13 protein-coding genes are annotated in these 15,133 nt (G+C 68.9%); all 13 read left to right on the forward strand.

All coding sequences use genetic code 11. The annotated features are described in order from the left end of the window. Window positions 1-310 precede the first annotated feature (310 nt). The 13 genes from Q4A20_RS01505 to nuoL all read left to right on the forward strand — a co-directional run bounded on the left by Q4A20_RS01505 (window position 311) and on the right by nuoL (window position 15,117). Entirely contained in the window at window positions 311-1,609 is a 1,299-nt protein-coding gene (locus tag Q4A20_RS01505; RefSeq protein ID WP_303119409.1) for a geranylgeranyl reductase family protein, read from the forward strand. Then, entirely contained in the window at window positions 1,606-1,965 is a 360-nt protein-coding gene (gene ndhC, locus Q4A20_RS01510) for an NADH-quinone oxidoreductase subunit A (protein ID WP_303119411.1), read from the forward strand. The genes Q4A20_RS01505 and ndhC overlap by 4 nt, the downstream gene beginning before the upstream one ends. 13 nt (window positions 1,966-1,978) lie before the next feature. After that, window positions 1,979-2,599: an NADH-quinone oxidoreductase subunit B gene (locus tag Q4A20_RS01515; protein ID WP_303119414.1), complete on the forward strand. Its 621-nt coding sequence runs from the start codon at window positions 1,979-1,981 to the stop codon at window positions 2,597-2,599. Further along, on the forward strand, window positions 2,596-3,369 hold the full coding sequence (locus Q4A20_RS01520; RefSeq protein ID WP_303119416.1) for an NADH-quinone oxidoreductase subunit C: 774 nt from the start codon (window positions 2,596-2,598) through the stop codon (window positions 3,367-3,369). The genes Q4A20_RS01515 and Q4A20_RS01520 overlap by 4 nt, the downstream gene beginning before the upstream one ends. Next, complete coding sequence (locus Q4A20_RS01525; RefSeq protein ID WP_303119419.1) at window positions 3,369-4,748, forward strand: NADH-quinone oxidoreductase subunit D; 1,380 nt, start codon at window positions 3,369-3,371, stop codon at window positions 4,746-4,748. Before Q4A20_RS01520 ends, Q4A20_RS01525 begins: the two co-directional genes overlap by 1 nt. Then, the gene (gene nuoE, locus Q4A20_RS01530) at window positions 4,748-5,524 is read left to right on the forward strand and encodes an NADH-quinone oxidoreductase subunit NuoE (RefSeq protein WP_303119421.1); all 777 of its coding nucleotides are present in this window, start codon (window positions 4,748-4,750) and stop codon (window positions 5,522-5,524) included. Before Q4A20_RS01525 ends, nuoE begins: the two co-directional genes overlap by 1 nt. Window positions 5,525-5,595: 71 nt before the next feature. Continuing rightward, a complete protein-coding gene (nuoF, locus tag Q4A20_RS01535) occupies window positions 5,596-6,879 on the forward strand; it encodes an NADH-quinone oxidoreductase subunit NuoF (protein WP_303119656.1) in 1,284 nt (427 codons plus the stop codon). Between the two features lie 4 nt (window positions 6,880-6,883). Further along, window positions 6,884-9,634, forward strand: a complete 2,751-nt coding sequence (locus Q4A20_RS01540; RefSeq protein WP_303119424.1) for an NADH-quinone oxidoreductase subunit G — start codon at window positions 6,884-6,886, stop codon at window positions 9,632-9,634. Further along, window positions 9,631-11,082, forward strand: coding sequence for an NADH-quinone oxidoreductase subunit NuoH (gene nuoH / locus Q4A20_RS01545; protein WP_303119427.1), 1,452 nt, complete (start codon window positions 9,631-9,633; stop codon window positions 11,080-11,082). The genes Q4A20_RS01540 and nuoH overlap by 4 nt, the downstream gene beginning before the upstream one ends. Continuing rightward, window positions 11,075-11,785 carry an NADH-quinone oxidoreductase subunit NuoI gene (gene nuoI, locus Q4A20_RS01550; RefSeq protein ID WP_303119430.1) on the forward strand — a complete coding sequence of 237 codons (711 nt, stop codon included), beginning with the start codon at window positions 11,075-11,077 and terminating at the stop codon, window positions 11,783-11,785. Before nuoH ends, nuoI begins: the two co-directional genes overlap by 8 nt. Beyond that, window positions 11,782-12,771: an NADH-quinone oxidoreductase subunit J gene (locus Q4A20_RS01555; protein ID WP_303119433.1), complete on the forward strand. Its 990-nt coding sequence runs from the start codon at window positions 11,782-11,784 to the stop codon at window positions 12,769-12,771. Before nuoI ends, Q4A20_RS01555 begins: the two co-directional genes overlap by 4 nt. Continuing rightward, window positions 12,768-13,073: an NADH-quinone oxidoreductase subunit NuoK gene (gene nuoK / locus Q4A20_RS01560; protein ID WP_303119435.1), complete on the forward strand. Its 306-nt coding sequence runs from the start codon at window positions 12,768-12,770 to the stop codon at window positions 13,071-13,073. Before Q4A20_RS01555 ends, nuoK begins: the two co-directional genes overlap by 4 nt. A gap of 13 nt (window positions 13,074-13,086) precedes the next feature. Beyond that, window positions 13,087-15,117 carry an NADH-quinone oxidoreductase subunit L gene (gene nuoL, locus Q4A20_RS01565; RefSeq protein ID WP_303119437.1) on the forward strand — a complete coding sequence of 677 codons (2,031 nt, stop codon included), beginning with the start codon at window positions 13,087-13,089 and terminating at the stop codon, window positions 15,115-15,117. Window positions 15,118-15,133: the final 16 nt, after the last annotated feature.

The following is a 15,133-nucleotide window of genomic DNA, read 5'->3' on the forward strand; positions in this document are numbered from 1 at the left end:
GTTCATCCCGGAACTCGTCGCACGTCGCTGCGGGCATGCCCGCCGACGTGAATTCGCAAGGGTAGGTATCTCAAAATAAGTGGTTGACTGCGCGCCGCCGCAGTCGCCACCACGTGCGCGTGGCGCGCGTTATCCTGGGAATGCCGGGAGAAAAACGGACCACCCGAAGGCGGGGCGGAGTCGAGTGACGGTGATGTGAGACAAGTCGGTAGTGTCATCGGCGGTCCCGTCAGTCAGCAGGTCCATGGCCGCCGACTCGGTGGTCGCCGTTCCCAGCCGCACGAGCCGCACACGAAGGAGGCGCGCAGCAATGGCAGCAGCCGCCGGCGATATGAGCGCCGATGTCGTCGTCGTGGGTGCCGGTCCCGCCGGCTCAGCGGCCGCCTACCATCTGGCCACCCTCGGCCTGGACGTGCTGTTACTGGAACGCCACGAACTCGGCCGGGACAAGGTCTGCGGTGACGGCCTCACGCCGACGGCCGTGCGCGAGCTGGTCGCCATGGGGATGGACACCTCCACCTGGCAGCGCAACCAGGGGCTGCGCGTCATCGGCGGCGGGCACCAGCTGCACATCCCCTGGCCCGAGCAGGCCAGTCTGCCCGCCTACGGCCTGGCCCGGCGGCGCAGCGACTTGGACCGTGACCTCGCCAAGCACGCCGTAGGCGCCGGTGCTCATCTGCTGACCGGCGTTACCGTCACCGCCCCGGTCACCAGCGCCTCCGGGCGGGTGATAGGCGTACAGGCACGCCCCACTCCGCGTGTCCCCGAGCCGGGCATACAGGCCCCGATCACCGTCCGTGCGCCACTGGTCATGGACGCCGGCGGCGTATCGGCCCGCCTGGCCACCGCCGTCGGCCGCAGCAAGGACGAGCGCAAGCCGCTGGGCGTCGCCGTGCGCGCCTACTTCCGTTCCCCCCGCGCCGACGATGCCTGGATGGAGTCCCGGCTGGAGCTGTGGGACGGACCCGCGGGCCGCTCCGACCTGCTGCCCGGATACGGGTGGATCTGGAGCGTGGGCGACGGTCTGGTCAACGTTGGTCTGGGAGCGGTGTCCTCGACGACGGCGGCCGCCTCCGCCCGCGGCATCGACTACCGGGCCGTGTTCAACCGTTGGCTGGGCCATGTGCCGGAAGCCTGGGAATTCACCCCTGAGCACCGGGTCGGCCGCATCGGCTCCGCCGCCCTGCCCATGGCCTTCAACCGCAAGCCCCACTATGCCGACGGGCTCATGCTGCTGGGTGATGCCGGCGGCATGGTCTCACCCTTCAACGGGGAGGGTATCGCCCAGGCGCTCGCCTCCGGCCGTCTGGCCGCAGAGGCCGCCGCCCAGGCGGCGGCCCGCTCCACCGCCGCAGGCCGCGAACTCGCCCTGTCACAGTACCCGGCGGCCCTTCAGGCGCAGATGGGCGGTTACTACACGCTTGGGCGCATCTTCGTCGCCCTGATCGAGCATCCCGAGGTGATGCGCCTGTGCACCCGTTATGGGCTGCCCCGCAAACGCCTCATGCGGCTCGTCGCCAAGCTCCTGTCCGACGGCTGGGAGCGTCGCGGCGGCGACGGAATCGACCACTTCATCCAACTTCTGACAAGGATGGTGCCGGCAGCATGAACCCTTATGTCTCCCTGCTCATCATGGCGGCGGTCGCCATGGTTATCGCCATCGGTGGCCTGGTCCTGTCCGCCATTGTGAGCCCCAACCGGCGCAACCGGGTCAAGGTCGCCAACTACGAATGCGGCATCGACCCCACCCCCACCAATGTCGACCAGGGCCGGTTCCCCGTGTCCTTCTACCTGGTGGGCATGACCTTCATCATCTTCGATGTCGAGGTCGTCTTCCTCTACCCGTGGGCCACCGCCTTCGCGCAGTTGGGCTTCTTCGGGCTGAGCGCGGCCCTCGTCTTCATCGCCCTGATCACGGTGCCCTACATCCTCGAGTGGCGTCGTGGCGGACTGGACTGGGAGTGAGGGAGCAGATCTCATGAACATGCGCGAGTACAACGAGAAGATGCTCCACATCCCCTCCAAGCGGGATGACCTGCAGGCGCAGGCGCTGGAGAGCGTGGAGGGACCCGGCTTCATGCTCACCACGGTGGCCAAGCTGGCGGACCTGGCCCAGGCGCGCTCGCTGTGGCCGGTGACCATGGGGCTCGCCTGCTGCGCCATCGAGATGATGGCCACCGGCACGCCCCGCTTCGACATGGCCCGCTTCGGATGGGAGGTATTCCGCGCCTCGCCCCGCCATGCCGATGTCATGATCGTTTCCGGCCGCGTCTCCCACAAGATGGCGCCGGTGGTGCGCAACGTCTACGACTCCATGCCCGAGCCCAAGTGGGTCATCTCCATGGGTGCCTGCGCCTCCTCCGGCGGCGTGTTCAACAACTACGCCGTGGTTCAGGGCGCCGACCACATCGTGCCCGTGGACATCTACCTGCCCGGCTGCCCGCCGCGCCCGGAGATGCTCCTGAACGCCATGCTCGAACTGACCCGCCAGATCGAGCGCAAGCCGATCTTCGCCCACCGTGAGGAGATCGCTCGCGCCGTTGAGGCCGCCGCCCTCAAGGCCGTCCCCACAGCCGAGATGAAGGGACTGCTCGCATGATCGCCAACGCTGGTACTGCTGAGAACCACGCCGCCCCCGACACCGTTGCCAAGACCGCCACCGCCGTTCCGGAGGTCGCCGGTCGGCCGGTGCCCGAGGCGTTGCGCCTGGAGGTCATAGATACTCACACCGGCCAGTTCGGTGCCGCCGACGCCGGCGACACCACCGGTTACGGCGGCACCGTCGGCGTGGTCGCCCTCGCCCCGGCGGCCACCCGTCCCTACGGGGAATGGTTCGACGCCGTCGTCGACGCCCTCATCGAGGACCTCGCCGAGGCGGACGTAGACCCGGCCGCAGCCATTGAGAAGGTCGTGGTGGACCGGGGCGAGTTGACCCTGTTCATCGCGCGCGAGCACCTGCTGGACGTGGCCCGGCCCCTGCGGGACGATCAGGACCTGCGCTTCGAACTGTGCCTGGGCGTGACCGGCGTGCACTACCCGCACGACCACGGCCGCGAGTTGCACGCCTGCTACGAGCTGATCTCCCTGACTCACGGCGCCCGCGCCCTGCGCCTGGAGGTCGCCCTTGCGCAAACGGATCCGCACGTGCCCTCGCTCGTGCCCGTCTACCCCGGGAACGACTGGCACGAACGCGAGGCGTGGGACCTGATGGGCATCGTCTTCGACGGCCACCCCAACCTGACGCGCTCGGCCATGCCCGACGACTGGGTCGGGCACCCCCAACGCAAGGACTACCCGCTCGGCGGCATCCCCGTCGAGTACAAGGGCGCCTCAACCGCCACGGCCGACACCCGGAGGTCCTACCGCTGATGAGCAACATGCACGCCACCGGCCCCGCCACCGACGATCTGACCGCCGGCGCCCCCCAGTTCACCGCCAACGGCGGCGACTGGGATGACATCGCCGCCCAGATCGCCGCCCGCGATGAAATCGATCGGCTCCAGCGCGACCGCGTCGTGGTCAACATGGGCCCGATCCACCCCTCCACACACGGTGTGCTCCGTCTGGTGCTGGAGACCGACGGGGAGACCGTCACCGAGCTGCGTGCCGGCACGGGCTTCCTCCACACCGGCATTGAGAAGAACATGGAGTACCGCACCTGGGTTCAGGGCGAGACCTTCGTGACCCGCATGGACTATGTGGCCCCCTTTTTCCAGGAGGTCGGCTACGCCCTGGCGGTGGAGAAACTGCTCGGCATCACCGACGACATCCCTGAGAAGGCGACCGTCGCCCGGGTGCTCCTCATGGAACTCAACCGGATTGCCAGCCACGTGGTGGCCATCGGCTCGGCGGGCAACGAGATGGGCGGCACCACGCTGATGACCATCTCCTTCCGCTGCCGGGAGAACATTCTGCGCGCCTTCGAAATGGCCTCCGGGCTGCGCATGAACCACGCCTATGTGCGCCCCGGCGGCCTGGCCCAGGACCTGCCGGAGGGCTTCACCGACTTCGTCCGCTCGGTCATGCCGAACATCAAGAACGACGTCGGGGAGTTGGAGTCGCTGCTGATGGCGAACCCGATCCTGAAATCCCGATTCGTCGGCATAGGCGAGATGAGCCTCGCCGCGGCCATGGCGATGGGCCTGACCGGGCCGTGCGTGCGAGCGGCGGGCTATCCGTTGGACATGCGCAAGCTGCGGCCCTACTGCGGTTATGAGACCTACGACTTCGAGATCCCCGTCTACGACAACTCCGACTGTTACAACCGCCTGCGAGTGCGTTTCGACGAGTGCTACCAATCCTTGAAGATCGTCTCCCAGGCCCTGGACCGGCTCGACGAGATCGCCGCCCGGGGCGAGGACCCCTCCAACACGACCATGGTCGCCGACCCGACCATCGCCTGGCCGGCACGCATGGCCATCGCCACCGACGGGCAGGGCCAATCCCTGGAGCACGTCAAGGAGATCATGGGCAGTTCCATGGAGTCCCTGATCCACCACTTCAAGCTCGTCACCCAGGGCTTCCGGGTGCCGGCCGGGCAGGTGTACCAGACGGTGGAGCACGCCAAGGGTGTGCTCGGCATTCAGGCGGTCTCCGACGGCGGTACCCGCCCCTACCGGGTCCACTTCCGCGACCCCTCCTACTCCAACCTGCAATCGCTGGCCATGATGTGCGAGGGCGGCATGATCGCCGACGTCGTCGCGTCATTGTCCTCGATCGACCCCGTCCTGGGAGGCGTGGACCGCTAATGAGCACTACTTCTGAGAACCTCTCCGCCCCGGCCGACGCCGTCGGCACCGCCTTCGGCTACAGCCCCGAGGTGGCGGCCCGGCTGGACGCCGATATCGCCGAGATTATGAGCCGCTACCCGGCCGGGTATGAGCGCAGCGCGATCATCCCGATGCTGCACCTGATGCAGAGCGTGGACGGTTATGTCTCGCCCGCGGGTATCGCCCTGGTGGCGCAGAAGCTGGGGTTGACCCGTTCCGAGGTCTCCGCCGTGGCCACCTTCTACAGCCAGTTCCGTCGCCACCCCGCCGGCACCTACCACGTGGGGGTGTGCACCAATGCCCTGTGCGCCGTCATGGGCGGGGACGAGGTATGGCGGGCCGTTAGCGAGCACACCGGCCTGGGCAGTGACGAGACCAGTGACGACGGCCGCATCAGCCTGGAGCGCGTGGAGTGCAACGCCGCCTGCGACTACGCACCCGTGGTGATGGTCAACTGGGAGTTCTTCGACAACCAGACTCCGGCCTCCGCCGTGGACCTGATTGAACGGCTCGAACGCGGCGAGGACGTAACCCCCACCCGAGGTCCGCAGACAGTGCCGACTTTCCGGGAGAACGAGCGGTTACTGGCCGGTTTCGAGGACGGTCGTGCGGACGAGGGCGTCGCCGCCGGCGAGTCCAGCCTGCGCGGCCTGCGACTGGCCCGCGAGCACGCCTGGACCGCTCCCCTTGAGCAATCGCCGGCCAGCGACGCCGTGCCCGGTCACGAGGCACCCGCCCAGGAGGAGGATAAGTGAGCGAGCAGACTATCGGCTCGGCGGAGCCGACCTTCACCGCCCCGGGCACCCTGACCCCTGTCGTCACCGACATGTGGGACAAGGAGCGCTCCTGGACGCTGGACGCCTACCGGGCCTGCGGCGGCTACCGGGGCCTGGCCCGCGCCAAGACCATGACTTCGGAGGAACTGGTCAACCTCGTCAAGGCCTCCAACCTCCGCGGCCGCGGCGGCGCAGGCTTTCCCACCGGGCTGAAGTGGTCCTTCCTGCCCGCACCCGACGGCCTGCCCCGCTACTTGGTGGTCAACGCCGACGAGTCCGAGCCGGGCACCTGCAAGGACATGCCCACGCTGATGGCCAACCCGCACGCCCTGGTGGAGGGGGTGGCCATCACCTCCCGCGCCATCGGCGCCGACCGCGCCTTCGTGTACGTGCGCGGCGAGGTCGCCCACGCCTATCGGCGTCTGCTGCACGCAATCCACGACGCCACCGACGCCGGGCTGCTGGACGAAGGCTTCGGTCTGGACGGCCGTCAGCCGCTCAAGATCGTCGCCCACGCGGGGGCCGGAGCCTACATCTGCGGTGAAGAGACGGCGCTGCTGGACTCCTTGGAGGGCCGCCGCGGGCACCCCCGCCTGCGTCCGCCCTTCCCGGCGGTGCAGGGCCTGTACGCCCGTCCCACCGTCATCAACAACGTCGAGACGATCGCCTCCGTCCCCGGGGTGCTGGCCCGTGGCGCCGCCTGGTACTCGGCGATGGGCACCGAACGCTCCAAGGGGCACGGCCTGTTCTCCGTGACCGGGCATGTGGTCAGCCCCGGCCAGTTCGAGGCCCCCTTCGGCATCACCATGCGGGAACTGATCGAACTAGCCGGCGGCATCCGACCTGGCCACGAACTGAAGTTCTGGGTGCCGGGCGGCTCCTCAACCCCGATCTTCGGCCCCGAGGAACTGGACATTCCGCTCGACTACGAGTCGGTGGTCGGTGCCGGTTCGCTGCTCGGTACCCGCGCCCTGCAGGTCTTCGACGACACCGTCTCGGTGGTGCGCGTCGTGGCCAGGTGGACGGAGTTCTACCAGCACGAGTCCTGCGGCAAGTGCACGCCCTGCCGCGAGGGAACCTACTGGATGCGGCAGATCATGACCCGGCTGGAGGCCGGGCGGGGCGAAAGTGGCGATGTGGAGAAGCTGGAGGACATCGCCGCCAACATCTTCGGACGCTCCTTCTGCGCCCTCGGAGATGCGGCCGCCACGCCGATCCAGTCGGGAATCAAGCGATTCCGTACCGAGTTCGAGGCGGGTTACACCACTCCCGCGTCCGAGCTGTTCCCCCCTGCGGCCTCCATTGTCAACAGCACGGCTGAGAGCGGACGGTGACTACATGACCGACACTGTCAACATCACGATCGACGGCATGAACGTCGAGGTGGACAAGGGGATGCTGCTGATCCGCGCGGCCGAGCAGGCCGGCGTACGCATCCCGCGGTTCTGCGACCACCCCCTGCTGGCGCCGTCGGCCAACTGCCGCCAATGCCTGGTGGAGGTGGCCATGCCCGGACGCGACGGCGTGGTCCGGCCCATGCCCAAGCCGCAGCCCGCCTGCGCCATGACCGCCTCGGAGGGCATGGAGGTCTCCACCCAGGCCACCAGCCAGGTGGCCGCCAAGGCCCAGGCCGGCACCATGGAGTTCCTCCTGATCAACCACCCCCTGGACTGCCCGGTGTGTGACAAGGGCGGAGAGTGCCCGTTGCAGAACCAGGCCCTGGAACTCATGTCCACGGGCGCCCAGGCCGCCACACGCTTCACCGACGTCAAGCGCACCTTCCCCAAACCACTGCGCCTGACCAGCAATATCCTGCTCGACCGCGATCGCTGCATCCTGTGCCAGCGCTGTGTGCGCTTCGCCGACCAGATCGCCGGCGACCGTTTCATCACCCTGCAGGGACGCGGCGCCGGTCACGCCGGAGGCGAGATCACCGGCGGCCTCTACTCCGAGCAGATCGGCCGCTTCGACTCCGGCGTCCTGGACTTCCATGATCCCGATGCCCTCGCCTCCCAGACCACGCAGACCGTGCGCGGCGGGGAGTACTTAGTGCCCGAGGAGGATCTGTCCGGCCCCGGCGGCGAGCCCGCCGTGGTCGACGGCACGGCATACGGGCCCGGCACGCTCGGCGGTGCGGAGGAGCTGGATGTCTCCGGTCGTCCCTTCGCCTCCTACTTCTCCGGCAACATCATCCAGATCTGCCCCGTGGGTGCGCTGACCAGCGCACGTTACCGGTTCCGGGCCCGTCCCATGGATCTGGTGTCCACCGACACCATCACCGAGCACGACGCCTCCGGCTCCGCCCTGCGCGTGGACATGCGCCGCGGCGTGGTGCTGCGGCGCCTGGCCGGTAACGACCCGGAGGTCAACGAGGAGTGGATCACCGACAAAGACCGTTTCGCCTACCCCTGGTCCGGACTGGACGACCGCCTGGACGTTCCCCTCGTGCGTGACCAGACCAGTGGCGAGCTGGTTCGGACCTCCTGGTCCGACGCCCTGGACGTGGCCGCCCGTGGCCTGATCGCCGCCCGCACCGAGGGCGGCGTGGGGCTGCTGCCCGGCGCCCGTCTGACCCTGGAGGACGGCTGGGCGTGGTCCCGGTTCGCCCGCACCGTGCTGCGCACCAACGACATCGACCAGCGTGTGCGCGACCACTGCCCGGAGGAGGAGACCTTCCTGGCCGCCCGCGTAGCCGGAACCGGCCTGGGTGCCGTCACCTACCGTTCGCTGGAGAGCGCCGGCCAGGTGCTGCTGATCGCTCTGGAGCCCGAGGACGAGTGCGGCTCCCTGTTCCTGCGGCTGCGCAAGGGCGTGCGCGCCGGCGGCGTCAAGGTCACCGCGCTCGCCAACGTCACCTCGGCGGGCTCGCGCAAGCTGGACGCCGATGTCATCCTCGCCGCCCCGGGAACCGAGGCGCGCACCGTTGCCCTGCTGTCCCAGACCCATCCCGAGCTGACCCGGGCCCTGGGTGGGGACGGCGCCACCATCCTGGTGGGGGAGCGGGCCGCGGCCGTCCCCGGCCTGTTGTCCGTCGTCGACGCCCTCGCCACTGCCACCGGCGCCCATCTGGCCTGGGTTCCGCGCCGTGCCGGTGAGCGCGGCGGTATTGAGGCCGGGCTGCTGCCTCACCTCCTGCCCGGCGGGCGCCCCGTGGTCGACGCGGCCGCCCGGGCCGAGGTGGGGCAGCTGTGGGCGGTACGCGGTGGTCCGGCCGGCACCGATCCGCTGCCCGCACAGCCGGGTCGGGACACCACCGCCATCCTGGATGCCATCGTCGACGGCGAGCTCGGCGGGCTGGTGATCGGCGGCGTGGACCTGCGGGACTTCCCCGATCCGGGCCTGGCTCGCACCGCCCTGGCGTACTCGGGATTCACCGTGCAATTGGAGGTGCGCCGCAGCGAGGTCAGCGAGCACGCCGACGTCGTCCTGCCGGTGGCGCCGCCGGTGGAGAAGAACGGCACCTTCGTCAACTGGGAGGGACGCGTGCGCCCCTTCGGGCAGGCCCACGTGTCCCGTGCCCGCACCGACCGGCAGGTGCTGGCCGCCCTGGCCGCCGAGATGGGCGCCGACCTGGACGTCGACACCCTTGAGGACGTGCACGCGCAGATCGAAGCCCTGGGGCTATGGGCCGGCCCCCGGCCGCGCGTCGCCTTCACCCCTGCCCCGGAAGGTGCCGTCCCGGCGGATGCGCCGGATACGGGGGATACGGGGAATACGGACAGCAGCCGGTCCGGACGTTCCACCGTCTCCGGCCTGGATGCCGTCCTGGCCACCCACAAGCCCATGCTCGACGCCGGTCGGCTCCAGGACGGCGAACCGTTCCTGGCCGCCACGGCCCTGCGCCCCGTCGCCCGAGTCGGCGCCGACCTGGCCTCCCGGCTGCATCTGCTGGGCGGAGAGGACGTCGACGTGTCCACACCCACCGGCACGATCACGCTGCCGGCCGCCGTCGGCGGTGTCCCCGACGGGACGGTCTGGCTGCCCGAGTGCTCGCCCGGATCTACGGTCCGCCAGAGCCTGGGGGGCGGACAGGGCACCCACGTCTCCCTCTCGCTCACCGCTTCTAGCATCCCGGAGGTGGCCCGGTGAATCCGTTTAGTCCCGTCGTCCCTGCCGCCCTGCCTGCGGTCGTCGCGGCCCAGGGGGGTGTGGTCGCCGACTTCTCCGAAGAGACCTGGTGGCTCACCCTCATCAAGGCCGTCTTCATCGTCGTCTTCCTCATCGTCAGCGTCATCGTCGGCATCTGGGCGGAGCGGCGCGTCCTCGGCCGCATTCAGACCCGTCCGGGCCCGAATGTCAACGGTCCACTCGGCCTGCCCCAGCTCATCGCCGACGCCGCCAAGCTGATCATGAAGGAGGACTTCTGGCTCAAGGGGGCCGAGCGGCTCATCTACATCCTGGGTCCGGTCATCGCTGCCTTCACCGCCTTCATGATCTACGCGGTCATCCCCTTCGGGCCGCAGGTGAGCATATTCGGCCACTCCACGCCGCTGCAGTTGACGGACTTCCCCGTCGCCATCCTGTACGTGCTCGGTATCACCGGCTTCGGCGTGTATGGCATCATCCTGGGCGGTTGGTCCACTCACTCCACCTATCCGCTGCTGGGCGCCGTCCGCTCGGCCGCCCAGGTCATCTCCTACGAGCTGAGCATGAGCCTGTCTATCCTGACGGTCTTCCTGGCCTCGGGGACCATGTCCACCTCCGGGATCGTCTCCGCCCAGGAACGGCTGTGGTGGGGCGTGGCCATGATCCCCAGCTTCCTGATCTATGTGGTCTCAATGGTCGGCGAGGTGAACCGGCTGCCCTTCGACCTGCCCGAAGCGGAGGGGGAACTCGTCGCCGGACACATGGTGGAGTACTCCTCCATGAAGTTCGCCTGGTACTACCTGGGTGAGTACCTGAACATGTTCAACGTCTCCGCCGTGTGCACGACCCTGTTCCTCGGCGGCTGGCGCTCCTTCATCCTGGCGAGTTTCTGGGAGGGCGCCAACTCCGGCTGGTGGCCGATGCTGTGGTTCATCATCAAGGTCTGGTGCGTCATGTTATTCATGATCTGGACCCGCGGCACGCTGGTGCGTATCCGCTACGACCACTTCATGAAGCTCGGCTGGAAGTTCCTCATCCCCGTCTCCCTGGTCTGGTTCGTCCTGGTGGCCATAGTGCAGGGCTACCGGGCATTCTCCGGAGGTTCCACGCAGGGGCTGCTGCTAGTACTGGCCGCCATCTTCCTAGTGGCCATGATCATCCTGCTGGTTCTTCCCGAGGGCGAGGACGAGGAGGCGCCCGCCCACGCCCAGGAGGGTCAACCGGATGCGGCTGTCTCGACTCCGGGTGAGGATCTGGACGCCTTCGCCGGCGGCTTCCCCGTCCCGCCGCTGCCCGGCCAGCAGCTTCCCCCGTCCCCGCGCGCTCGCCGCGCCCGGGGCACCGCCCCGGTGATCGACGCCGCCAGCGAGGTGTCCCTCGCCGTCGCCGAGGCGGGCGTGTCCGACGGGGCCGACTCCGACGCCACCGTTCAGGAGGAAACCGATGACTGACTCAACGCAGTCCCCCAGCCCGCAGGGCCGGGAGGGAACCGACCACGACCAGTGGCTGCGGGACGAACCGGGCGCTCTCGGACGCGTATTCGCCCCCGTCGCCGGCTATGGAGTTACGCTCTCCTCCATCTTCCGCCCCACGGTCACCGAGCTCTACCCCTTCGAGAAGCCGGTGCTCATGCCCCGCTACCACGGGCGCCACCAGCTCAACCGGTACGACGACGGCCTGGAGAAGTGCATCGGCTGCGAACTGTGCGCCTGGGCGTGCCCCGCCGACGCCATCTACGTGGAGGCCGCCCCCAACACTCCCGAGGCACAGTACTCGCCCGGTGAGCGCTACGGGCGCGTCTATCAGATCAACTACCTGCGCTGCATCTTCTGCGGCATGTGTATAGAGGCGTGCCCCACGCGGGCCCTGACCATGACCCACGAGATCGATGAGCTCGTCGGCCCCACCCGCACCGGCCTGATCTATGACAAGCCGGATCTGCTGGCACCCGTGCCCGATGGCGCCCTGGCCGCCCCTCACCCCATGGTCGAGGGCACGGAGGACGGCGACTACTATCGCGGCGCCGTGACCGGAGCCACCCAGACACAGATCGACTGGGTGCACGAGCGACGCCCCGAAGATCCGACCCTCGCCACCGCCCGGCCGGTTCCGGCTCCGCGGGGCGCTGCCCGGAAGGAGACGGTGCACTCATGACGCCCTCCATAGCGGCCCTACCCCTGCCCGCCGCGCTTACGGCGGACGGCACCGTCTCCGGAGGCGAGGCCGTACTGTTCGCCGTCGTCGCCGTGGTCACGGTTGCCTGCGGCATCGGCCTGCTGACCGCCAAACGCGCGGTGATTGCCGCCGTGAACATGATCATGATCATGCTCGGCCTGGCCGTGCTGTACATCGCCAACGAGGCGCCCTTCCTCGGCATCACCCAGGTGGTCGTCTACACCGGCGCGGTGATGACCCTGGTGCTGTTCGTCATCATGATGGTCGGCGTCGGTGGGGACGAACCGATAGCCGCTCGGTCCGCCGCCACTAAGGCGCTGGCCGCCCTGTTCGGAGCCGGACTGATCGCTGTGCTCGCCGCTGTCGTGTGGCGCAGCGCCTTCCCGGCGGCCGCCGGTCTGGCTGACGGAGCCGGCGCCACCCCGCAGACACTGGCCATGGTCCTGTTCGGCGACCTGGTGGTCACCATGGAACTGGCCGGTCTACTGCTGATCATCGCCGCCGTCGGCGCGCTGACGCTTACCCACCGCCAGCGGGTACGGCCGCGGATGACCCAGCGCGACCGGGTCGAGGCCAAGATGCGCGCCTACGCTGAAACGGGCGCGCATCCCGGTCAGAAGCCCATGCCCGGCGTCTACGCCGCCACCAACACCGTGGCCGCTCCCGCCCTGGCCGCCTCCGGGCAGGCCGTGGAGGAATCCGTCCCCCGCGTGCTGCGGGTGCGCGGCCAGGACCTGGAGCTGTCCGAGGTGTCTCCGGAAATGGGCGCAGCCCAGCGCTCCGGTCGCATCACCGACCGGGAGAACGCCTCCGTCGGCCGTTCCGGCATGCCGGCCATGCCCGGAGCGCCCGCCCCCGCCGTCACCCAGCCCGTCGCCCCCGGAGCCGCGGCGGCCGCATCGACCGACGCCGTCGGCGACCAGGCCGCGCCGCCCGCCCCGGCCGGAAAGGAGGACCGCAAGTGAGCATCCCCATCACCGCCTACGTCATGCTCGCCGCGGTGCTGTTCACTCTCGGCGCCCTCACCGTGCTGCTGCGCCGCAACGCCATCATCGAACTGATGGGTGTTGAACTCATGCTTAACGCCGTCAACCTGGTCCTGGTCGCCTTCTCCCGCATGCATGGCAACCTGACCGGGCAGGTATTCGCCTTCTTCGTGATGGTGGTTGCCGCCGCCGAGGTCGTTGTGGGGCTGAGCATCGTCGTGTCCATCTTCCGCACGCGCAGGTCCACGTCCGTCGACGACCTGAACCTGCTCAAGCACTGAAGGAGCCGAGACCATGACCGCATCCACTCTCGCGCTCTCCTCCGGCCTGCTCGCCGCCCAGTCCGTCGTCGGGGCAGCCACCCCGGCAACCGGCACCGCCTCACTCGCATGGCTGCTGATTGCCGTCCCGGCCGCCTCCGCGGCACTCCTTTTGCTGGTCGGACGCGCAGCCGACGCCTGGGGACACTGGCTGGGCGTGGCGGCCTCGCTGTTCAGCGCCTGCCTCGGCCTGATGATCCTCGCCCAAGTGCTCGGGCTGCCCGCCCACGGAAGGGTCCTGGGCGTGCAACTGTGGCGCTGGTTCGGGGCCGGTGACCTCGACGTGCGTCTGGGGCTGCGCTTGGACCCGTTGTCACTGACCTTCGTGGTGCTGGTGACCTGTGTCGGCTTCCTCATCCACGTTTACTCGGTGGCCTATATGGCCCACGACCGTGACCGGCGCCGCTTCTTCGCCTACCTGAACCTATTCATCGCCGCCATGCTCACCCTGGTGCTCGGTGACTCCTACATCGCCCTGTTCATCGGCTGGGAGGGTGTGGGCCTGGCCTCCTACCTGCTAATCGGATTCTGGAACACCGCCGCCGCCGACGCCCCACAGGCGGAGCGGTTCACCAGTCGGGAGAACGCGGCCGCCGCCAAGAAGGCCTTCGTCATGAACCGGATCGGCGACGTCGGCCTGCTGCTGGCCATGATGGCCTGCATTGCCCAGGTCGGCTCGGTGGCCTACGACGCGGTGCTACCGGCCGCGCAGGAGGGGGCCATCCCCGCCGGGTGGCTCACCGCCATCGGCCTCCTGCTGCTGCTGGCGGCCTGCGGCAAGTCCGCCCAGTTCCCGCTGCAGGCCTGGCTGGGTGACGCCATGGCCGGCCCGACCCCCGTATCGGCCCTCATCCACGCCGCCACCATGGTCACCGCCGGCGTCTACCTGATCGTCCGCTCCGGCGCCGTCTTCGAAGGCGCTCCCGATGCGCAGTTGGCAGTCGCCGTCGTCGGCGCGATCACCCTGGCATTCGGGGCGATTGTCGGATGCGCCAAGGACGATATGAAGAAGGTGCTGGCCGCCTCCACCATGAGCCAGATCGGTTACATGATGCTCGGTGCCGGCCTGGGGCCGATCGGCTACGCCTTCGCCATCTTCCACCTGCTCACACACGGCTTCTTCAAGGCGCAGCTGTTCCTGGGCGCCGGCAGCGTCATGCACGCCATGAGCGATCAGGTGAACATGCGTCGCTTCGGCGGCCTGCGCCGCGCGATGAAGCTCACCTGGATCACCATGGGCATCGCCTGGCTGGCGATCCTCGGCATCCCGCCATTGTCCGGATTCTGGTCCAAGGACCGGATCATCGAGGCCGCCTTCGTAGGCGACGGCGCCCGCCCCTGGATACTGGGCACAATCGCCCTGCTGGGTGCGGGACTGACTGCTTTCTACATGTCGCGGCTGTTCTTCATGATCTTCCACGGACGTCCCCGTTGGACCACCGCCAAGGACGTTGAGGGCGAAGTGCACCCCCACGAGTCGGGATGGTTGATGACCCTCCCACTGCTCGTCCTTTCGGTCTTCTCCCTCGGCCTGGGTGGGGCGTTGAGTGTCGGCGATGCCTTCGTCACCTGGCTCGAGCCGGTCACCGGTCACGTGGACCATGCGGCACACGGTGAGCCAGTCCTGCCGGCCACGGCCATCATGGCCGCCACCCTCGTCCTGGTGATCATCGGCGTCGGCGTCGCCTGGGCCATGTACGTGCGCCGGGATGTGCCCACGGTGGTGCAGCGCGCTAACGCCCTGGTGGAGGCCGCACGCCATGACATGTACCAGGACACCATCAACGAGGCCGTAGCCATGCGGCCCGGCCAGGGGCTCGTCCTAGCCGCCGGCGCCTCGGACCGCTATGTCGTCGACGGCGCCGTCGAGGGGCTCGCCAAGGGAACCGCGGCCCTCGGCCGGCTGACGGCCCGCACCGAGTCCGGCAGCGTCCGCTCTTATGCCGGCTACATGCTCGGCGGGACAGTTCTCGCACTCATAGCCGTCCTGGTCGGCAGGTTCTGAGAGGACAAGCAAGCCC

This window comes from Actinomyces sp. (assembly GCF_030530635.1).
Lineage (GTDB): Bacteria > Actinomycetota > Actinomycetes > Actinomycetales > Actinomycetaceae > Actinomyces.